The organism is Paraniabella hibiscisoli, assembly GCF_022512515.1.
Classification (GTDB): Bacteria; Bacteroidota; Bacteroidia; order Chitinophagales; family Chitinophagaceae; genus Niabella; species Niabella hibiscisoli.
In genome coordinates this window covers 112,672-121,304 of the sequence record NZ_JAKWBK010000005.1, presented here as the reverse complement: position 1 = coordinate 121,304, position 8,633 = coordinate 112,672, and the positions used below count along the sequence as shown (strand labels likewise).

Genomic DNA, 8,633 nt, shown 5'->3' with positions numbered 1-8,633 from the left:
TCCCAACGACAAGGTTCATCGTTGGATAATCTTTAAATGCTGCACGTCCCGCCCGCGTTCCTTTTGTGTTTTAAGCCCCTTATCGCAAAGTTCCTTTGCAGCCCATCCACCACTGATGCCTGCCTGCGACAATGGCGTCATGCGGTATGGTAACTTTGCACCATTTTATTAATGTTTTAGAATCGGAGCCAAAACATCGTTCATATAAAATTATTTTAAAAAAACAATTTATTCTCCCAACGACAAGGTTCATCGTTGGATAATCTTTAAATGCTGCACGTCCCGCCCGCGTTCCTAAATTGGCGCCATCATCAATATGATCAGCTACCCACTTCATCAAAGCTTCATCAGGAACGGGTTGCAGCGGCATCGTGCTGGAAGAAGAGCGTTCATTATACGGTATGTTACTGTCTCTGTTATATACTGATATCAGCGACCAGCGCGGCTTGTCGGATAAATTTGCTTCTGACCTGTGTAACAAGTTCGATGAAACAATAAAGCATCTCCCGCATTAATTTCTACATATACCAGGTCCATTTCTTTTAAAGCTAATTCTACATAACGCATGGAAGCGCCTACCTGCTCTCCCCGAAAAACCATGCTCTACCCGGCCCATCTTATGCGATCCCGGTAGCACCTGTAAACACCCGTTTGCTTTGCTCGCATCAGTGATAGCCACCATAATGCTGATCATCTGATCAGGAAACAAAACTCATTTTTATACCAATAACCATAATCCTGGTGCCATTCCCAGGCGCCTCCGGTTTGCGGTTCCTTTTGCATAAGCTTGCTATGAAAATGACAGACAGCTCCATTTCCATCCAACAATTTGTCGGCTGCATTTACCATGCGTTGACTCTTAGTGAGTAAACCATAGGCATCATTACCCGGTGTGTACCATAAAGTAAGCTTTGTTTTTTTACCAGCCTGATCGTTCAGATCAAAAGCATGCTTTTGTAATACATGATCCGTTACCGCAATAGTGTGCAGTTTTTGTACTTCTGCCTGTGACAAAAAGTTCTTGACAATGATGTACCCTTTTTGTTCATACGCTGCAACCTGATCAGCCGACAATGGCATATATTCCATAACCTTGTTTTTTAGTACTACCTCATTTGTAATAATACCTCTTTCAGAGTGGCCTTCGTTATACCACGGGCCATTTAAATTGACTGGTTAATTTTACTTTAGTGCCCATAGCTGATGATTTGCGGGCAGCTTCAATAATTTCCAGCACATGTAAAGCATGTTCAACATTAATAAGCAGGTCGGTATTATTGATCAACGACTCCCCTACTTTGGTAGCGCCTTCCTGCCAAACAAAATCTCCTTTATCACTGCTCATTAATATTGCCGGTTCATCCCATGAAGTATCCACCATCACACCATTTGTTTCCCAGTCATAACCTATTAACCGCATGTTGCCATAATCGCCGTAAACCTGTATAGAATGCAGCGCTTGCTTGCCGGCTTCATGACCATGTGGGTCAAAATAATTGAAGCCACACATTACATGACTTATTACATTATTATCATGTTCCAGTAAAATGTGTGCATTATCTTCCGCTACTACTTTAATAGTTCCTTTATCATCAATTTTCCGCTCTGGTTTCACTATACTGGTCATAGCCATAACCGATCTTGCAGGGCCTAACAACCCTGTTAAAGTAGTTATATTATAAACCCCTAAATCGGGCATACTGCCACCTCCTTTTCATAAAAAAAGAACTCCAGCCGGGACCTGTATGTCCATATTGTCCATGAGCACTAGCCACTTTTCCCAACTTACCTTGCTGTATACATTTGCTCATGAACGCAAATTGCGGACTATTGACAACTGCCGGAGCGCCCCAGATCTTTAGTTTTTTTGCCTTGCTAATGCTACCAGTGCCTTTCCCTCTGCATAGGTGTTAGCCAATGGCTTCTCACTCCAAACATGCCGGCCAGCCAATAATGCTTTTTTATTCAGATCTCCATGTACCTGCATATCCGTAAGCGTCACCATCATATCAAAAGGCGCTTCCTTCAACATTACATCAATGTGCGAATAAGTTTTAGCGTTCAGGTTGTATTGCTTGTTTTGAGCAATTGCTCTTTCCGGCTTGATATCACAAAGACTTACAATTTGAATATAAGGCGATGATTGCAGGTGCGGTATATACCTGTTGCTTACACTGCCACAACCTATTACCGCTACCTTTAGTTTCCTGTCGGAACTGATCGCCCAGGACTCTAATGAAGACAATAAAATAGCTGCACCGGCAAATGTTGTAGACTTCAGGAATTCATTTCTTGATATTTTGGAATTCATATTACAATTGCTTTAATGTATTACGTCTTTACTGAATAGACGGGCTTTGAAAGCCTAATCTTTTTAACCCATTTTTTATATCTGGTATGCCCATAAACAATTTCCATAACAACCCGGTACGATAGTTCTCAATCATGGTAACAATCGGCCCCTGGTCAATTGCCAGATGACTTTTAGCATACCAGTTATGATGGATGCTAAACCCATCTACAAATCCATATCGACTCCATATTTTATTGCCCATTTCTTCATAAAAATACCGGAGCGCCTGCATGCTTTCTTTGGGAGTAAATGGCATAGATGAAATTGCCGCTGTAGGTTGAATAACCCCTAAATCGTTTTGTGGATGTGGACTGTGCGCTACATACCCTTTATAACTGTCACCTGCCGTAAGACCCCAACATTTTTCACTATATCCTTTATACTTTTTGGGATTCTCGATACAGTAGGCCCTATTGATTAGCGTATGGTTTTTTCCCTGCTCAAAATAATCGTTACCAAGGGTATCCTTTAATCCATTAGGATCAATACCCTGAAATGTATACTGCTCAAAAAATAAAGGACCACCTTTATCTTCATCATAGTTTCCCAATGGTAACCGGTAACCATAATATTCTTTCCCATTTTTAAAGCCATAGCTGCCTACCCATGAGCCATCATAAACAGATTTGGCAATTGCTTTTGCAGGATTAGGTGCTGAGGCGGCCATAATATAAGTGATCAAGCATTCGTTCCATCCCCATACCGGGAAGTTCATATCAAAACCATTATTAGGGCTCCAATGCCAGAACAACTTGTTTTGACCATTCGTGTGCCAGTTCCAGTTAGCGGCTCCCCACATCTGGTCTACTCTTTTGCGCAGGTATACTTCGCGGGGTGTATTGCCTTTAAAATATTCTCTTGCACATAAAAAGCCCATCAGCAAGTAAGAGGTTTCTACAATATCAGCCCCATCATCTAAGCGGTCAAATGGAATGGCTTTACCAGTACGGCCATCCATAAAGTGCGGGTAAATACCATGATAACAATCGGAAGTAATTAAGAAATCTGCTATTTTAATCAATCGCCTTACAGCCGTATCTCGCCCTATCCAGCCACGATCTACAGCTACTACAGTAGCCATTATACCAAATCCTGTTCCGCCAATAGCACCTGCATCAGGACCAAAAGGTTTAGTGCTGAAATTAGGCTCATCCCATGCTTCATTGATATAATCCCAATAATGCTGTGCTAAAACAGTATTACTGCGCTCCAGCGCCAGCCCGCTGTGTGGATGAGCACCATGCCAGAAAAAGCGGAAAGTTTGTTTTTGTACGGTTTCTAATAGCTGCTCATCGCTAAGCCCCTTCCTTATGCCAAGCGGGGCAATACTATCAGGTCCATCACCATATTTACCTTTTGTTAATGAAAGCTGCGCATTTGCAAAGATGCAGGACCAGCAGATAAGCATCAATCCAATTAAAAACTTCCTCATATTACTACACAGATTTTGATGAACGATTTCAATTACACAGCTGTAACCCTGCTTCCAGGATGCTATATATTAGTCGGGAAGATATACCATCCTCTATAGGTTGACACACAATCTTGAGTTTTAATACCTGTACAAATTCATGGTAAACAGCAATTCAAAAACTATTTACCGGCAAAGCGATACGACCTATATAAAAGCAATCTGTAATCAAAACTATGGATCGTTGTAACGAGAAACTACTACAAAAAAGTGAAGATTGATACTTTTTTAGCAAAAAATAGATTATTTTAATAGTTATAAAAGCACAAAACAATTACTTCTAATGAAACCTGCACTTGAACACCTGCCAAAAGAAAGAAATGAATCATTTGCCGTAAGAGATTTTGATTATCATTACTATCCTAATCCCTGGCATTATCACCCCGAATATGAAATTGTATTGGTTACTGAAAGCACAGGAAAAAGATTTATTGGCGACCACCTCTCCGATTTTGAACCGGGTAACCTGGTTTTGATAGGTCCCAATATACCTCATACTTATAGAAACCATGACAGGTATTATGAAAAAGATGCAGGGCTCAGAGCCAGATCTATTGTTATACATTTCACGGAAGCTTCCTTGGGCAATGAAACATTGCATTTACCCGAAACACAGGCAATACAAAGGCTATTTGAACAATCGAAAAGAGCCATTGAAGTAACAGGTAATACGAACCGGTATGTAAGCGAACTCTTATATAAAATAGTTGGTTTAAACGGTCTAAAGCGCTGGATCTGCCTTTGGGAGATCGTTGCCGCTCTGGCAGAATCCAATGATCTAAAACCGATATGCAACTGGTCGCAGGAAGGGCATAACCCTAAAGAAAGTAAAAGATTATGGGATGTACTGGACTGGGCTATTCATCATTTTGAAGAGGGCATAACACTTAAGCAGGCGGCTAGCATTGCCCAAATGCAGGAGAATGCATTTTCCCGTTTTTTCTCCAAACGTACAAAAAAAACATTTTCTCAATTTGTACAGGAACTGCGCCTGCAAAAGGCAGCACGGTTACTGATCGAAAATGATGAGCTATCAGTTACACAAATATGCTATGACTGCGGATATAATAATCTTTCTAATTTCAACCGTCAATTTTTGAATCACTATGAGATGAGCCCGGTTAAATACAAAAGAATATACAGGTCATGATACATATACAAAACAGCAAAAGGCTACCTGCATGGTAGCCTTATTATATTTTAATAAACAGGTTTGTTTTAAAAGTTTTGCTTATTGTTCTGCCGGTTAATATCGGCCATCCGCTGGGTGGGATCAATCTCTATAATAGCGATATCTTCTTTCTTCAAATCAGTTGAAATAACATAGGTTTCGCTGGTCCAACGCCAAACAGGATGGGTTTTGCGTGGATCGTATTCTCTTCCGGCTTCAAACCATACATCAGATCCATCGGTATATAGTGCAACTCCTGCTTACCGTCTTCCCTGGTAATTACCAGATCAACAGGCATCGGTATAAGACCTTTATTGCGTAGCCTAATCTGCGTCTTTCCATTTTCCTCCCAAACATTTTCAATGGCATAGTCAATGGTTTTAATACTGTTTACCCAAAACTCCTTATACCAGTCCAGCTTCATATCGCTTTCCCTTTCTGCAACCCGTATAAAGTCATCAACAGTAGGATGTTTGAACTTCCAGGTATTATAGTAATCCAGTAAGATCTTATCGCGTGTTGCTGCTCCAACAATATATCCTAATTGCTCTAAGAACACGGCCCCTTTTGAGTAGCTGGCAATGCTATACCCCATATTGGTATTAAAATGATCGGCATGAGTAGCCAACGGTTCTTCAAAATTAGAGCGAGCCAATTTATAATAGCTGTTATAATCGGCCAAATTAGCAGTATCGCGGTTACCATTCTTCAACCAAACACTTACAATGTTTTCTCCGTAGGAAGTAAACCCTTCGTCCATCCAGGGGTAGAGGCTTTCATTAGTGGCTAATACCCCCTGGTACCAGCTGTGAAACCATTCATGTAACCAGGCGCCGGGGCTGGCCAATAAGGTGGCCATAGGATATTCCATACCACCATCACCACCGGTAATAAACGAGTATTGTTTGTAAGGATAAGCACCAAATTGCTTCTCCATAAAGGGGTAGGCTTTTTCAGCCTGTATTAAAATATTCTCCCAGTCTTCGGCTTTTTTGCCGGCAGTTTTATACAATAAATGAAGCGTAATGCCATCTTTGATCAGTTTGGTTTTATGAATGAACTCAGGATCGGCGGCCCACATAAAATCGTGCACGTTCGATGCGGTAAACCTCCAGGTAAGCTTTTCAGTAGCTGGTACCACGGGCTTTACACCGGCAGCCTCATAGCCAAAACCTATCTGGTTCGCATTTTTTAAATAGCCGGTACCACCCAGTATATAATTTTTGTCAATACTGATATTGACCTCAAACTCCCCGAAAGGGCCATAAAACTCTCTTCCCACATAAGGAGTAGGATGCCAGCCTGCTTTGTCATAGGCACAGATACGCGGGTACCATTGACTCATCGAATAGCGAACTTTGGTAGTAGGGTTATCTCTACCGCTGCGCCTGATCTGTAAAGGCACCTGGGCGTCGAACTCCATATCCAGCACCACTTTTTGTCCGGGTAAAATGGCTTTGGTTAGCGGCACCATTAAAATGGTTTCGAGCTCTTCAAATTTTTGAGGTACGCCATTCAGTTTTAAAGATTTTACTTTCTGATACCCTATCTCATCCTTAGCCAGGCTATCAATACGCCCTCTCACTCTGGGATCCCAGTCTGGCTTGCCATTAATGCTTATTTCACCCTGGCGGCGGCTGCGATTATCCATCATACTTCCCGGCTGAAAAGCATTCCAGTATAAGTGATAAAAGATCTTCTTTAATGTGTCGGGAGAATTATTCCAATATTCTAATTTTTGTTTACCGGTAAACTGATTGGATTGGACATCCATGTCTACGTCCATCACATACTTTACTTTCTGCTGCCAATAACCCTGTTGAGCCAATGCAATTGTTCCCCAAAAACCGGCTAAAGCAACTGTTACAAGTTTCCTGATCATAATCGTTATCCTTAAGTACGAAAAGCGCAAATATAAAATATATGTTAAGGGAATCCTAACCGTTTAAATAATAAAGCAGCAGGATACGGGGAGTTGGATATTGAGCATTTCTCAATTGTTGCTTGACATTTCTTACCAGCTTTCTATTTAGCACCCGCCAGAATGAAGTTCTCTCAGGCAGGCAGAGCGCAAAAAGAAACGGAGGCACAAAGCAACGTGAATATAGTCTATCTTCCCTATTTACTACTCGCCGTCGCCTACTTGCTCATATTCTATTCGCTTTCCGTTAAAACCTTCTACCACCAGTACTATCTCGCCTTTTACGGTTTTCTGCGAAAAATAAGCAGCTACTTCCTGCAAACTACCCCTTTTATTTTCTTCGAACATTTTGGTCAGTTCCCGGCTTACACTACATTGCCGGTCAGCACCGAAATAAGTAGCCAGATCATTAAGTGTTTTCACCAAACGCATCGGCGACTCATAAAAGATCATCGTTCGCTCTTCGCTCTTTAATTTCTCAAGAAAAGTATGTCGCCCTTTTTTTAAAGGTAAAAAACCTTCAAAGCAGAAACTATTAGTTGGCAGCCCGCTATTTACTAATGCAGGCACAAAAGCCGTGGCGCCAGGTAAACTTTGCACTTCAATACCCTGCTGCACACATGCTCTTACCAGCAAAAAAGCCGGGTCGGAAATCCCTGGGGTTCCTGCATCGGTTACCAAAGCCATTTTTTTACCGGCGGCCAACTGTTGCACCAAGTGTTCCACGATTTTATGTTCGTTATGTTGATGGTAAGGTGTAAGTGGCCTGGATACCTGGTAATGATTTAATAAGTGTGAAGTAGTGCGGGTATCTTCAGCAAGTATAACATCTACCTCCTTCAGCACTTCCAGCGCTCTAAGGGTTATATCCTTTAAATTACCAATAGGTGTAGGAACCAGATATAACATGATTAAGCTTTATTGGGTCTGAAAATTAAAGACAGCAGCACATACGCAATAAATATAACCGGTACAGCCAACCATTTTAAGAAGATGATAGATAATACGGCGATCAGCAATAAAACAAATTTGTCGGTGTTGCTTTTAACACTGAAATTTTTGAATTTAAGACTGATCAATGGAATATTGGATACCATTAAAAAAGATACCAATACTATAATTGCATATAAGATGTAAGGATTAGAAAGCCAGGCTTCGGCCCAACTATTAGTGGTATTTACAATAAAAGGCAACGACGCAATCATTAACCCTGCAGCCGGTGTAGGCACGCCTTTAAAGTAATAGGTCTGCTCTTTATCGAGGTTAAACTTAGCCAAACGCCATACGGCACAACATGGAATCAGCAAGGCTGGCAGCAGGTACCATATATCACCTACCGGCATAGCCGCTTTGGTTAAAGCCAATTGAAGCAACCGATACATGATCATACCCGGCGCCACACCAAAGGTTACGGCATCGGCCAGCGAATCCAACTGAGCGCCCATGTCTGAAGTAGCCTTAAATAAACGGGCTACAAAACCATCCAGGAAATCAACTACTGCAGCCAGGAAGATATAGACTCCGGCTACTATCAGCCCCATCGAAAAAGTACCGGCAGCACTGGTCATCAAAAACCCATCATCTTTAAAAATATAAATGATGGCTATACAGCCGAATACCAGGTTGAGAAGGGTAAATAAATTGGGGATCTGTTTCATACGAGTTGATGGTTCATCGCTGATCGTCCATAGTTTGTATTCTGCCATGAACGATCAAC

General features: G+C 41.5%; 9 protein-coding genes and 1 pseudogene. 1 reads left to right on the top strand and 9 read right to left on the bottom strand.

The features are described from left to right. Positions 1-79 precede the first annotated feature (79 nt). From MKP07_RS43475 to MKP07_RS37300, 6 genes and pseudogenes are all read right to left on the bottom strand, one after another. Complete coding sequence (locus MKP07_RS43475) at positions 80-481, bottom strand: hypothetical protein (protein WP_394803784.1); 402 nt, start codon at positions 479-481, stop codon at positions 80-82. Further along, complete coding sequence (locus MKP07_RS37320) at positions 430-600, bottom strand: hypothetical protein (protein ID WP_240853079.1); 171 nt, start codon at positions 598-600, stop codon at positions 430-432. The genes MKP07_RS43475 and MKP07_RS37320 overlap by 52 nt, the downstream gene beginning before the upstream one ends. A 90-nt stretch (positions 601-690) precedes the next feature. Continuing rightward, positions 691-1,089, bottom strand: a complete 399-nt coding sequence (locus tag MKP07_RS37315) for a phytanoyl-CoA dioxygenase family protein (RefSeq protein ID WP_240853078.1) — start codon at positions 1,087-1,089, stop codon at positions 691-693. 58 nt (positions 1,090-1,147) lie between these two features. Beyond that, a pseudogene (locus MKP07_RS37310) lies at positions 1,148-1,702 on the bottom strand (Gfo/Idh/MocA family protein); the annotation flags it as partial. 156 nt (positions 1,703-1,858) lie between these two features. Next, positions 1,859-2,311, bottom strand: coding sequence for a Gfo/Idh/MocA family protein (locus MKP07_RS37305; RefSeq protein ID WP_240852939.1), 453 nt, complete (start codon positions 2,309-2,311; stop codon positions 1,859-1,861). A gap of 28 nt (positions 2,312-2,339) precedes the next feature. Continuing rightward, positions 2,340-3,785: a glucoamylase family protein gene (locus MKP07_RS37300; RefSeq protein ID WP_240853077.1), complete on the bottom strand. Its 1,446-nt coding sequence runs from the start codon at positions 3,783-3,785 to the stop codon at positions 2,340-2,342. A 322-nt stretch (positions 3,786-4,107) separates the two neighbouring features. On the opposite strand from MKP07_RS37300, the gene MKP07_RS37295 reads away from it, so the two are divergent. Continuing rightward, complete coding sequence (locus tag MKP07_RS37295) at positions 4,108-4,974, top strand: AraC family transcriptional regulator (RefSeq protein ID WP_240852941.1); 867 nt, start codon at positions 4,108-4,110, stop codon at positions 4,972-4,974. A 154-nt stretch (positions 4,975-5,128) separates the two neighbouring features. On the opposite strand, the gene MKP07_RS37290 is transcribed toward MKP07_RS37295, so the two are convergent. The 3 genes from MKP07_RS37290 to MKP07_RS37280 all read right to left on the bottom strand — a co-directional run bounded on the left by MKP07_RS37290 (position 5,129) and on the right by MKP07_RS37280 (position 8,622). Beyond that, on the bottom strand, positions 5,129-6,877 hold the full coding sequence (locus MKP07_RS37290) for a M1 family metallopeptidase (RefSeq protein WP_240853076.1): 1,749 nt from the start codon (positions 6,875-6,877) through the stop codon (positions 5,129-5,131). A gap of 243 nt (positions 6,878-7,120) precedes the next feature. Continuing rightward, positions 7,121-7,825, bottom strand: coding sequence for a 16S rRNA (cytidine(1402)-2'-O)-methyltransferase (gene rsmI / locus MKP07_RS37285; protein WP_240853075.1), 705 nt, complete (start codon positions 7,823-7,825; stop codon positions 7,121-7,123). A gap of 2 nt (positions 7,826-7,827) precedes the next feature. Next, entirely contained in the window at positions 7,828-8,622 is a 795-nt protein-coding gene (locus MKP07_RS37280; protein WP_240852946.1) for a CDP-alcohol phosphatidyltransferase family protein, read from the bottom strand. Positions 8,623-8,633 lie beyond the last annotated feature (11 nt).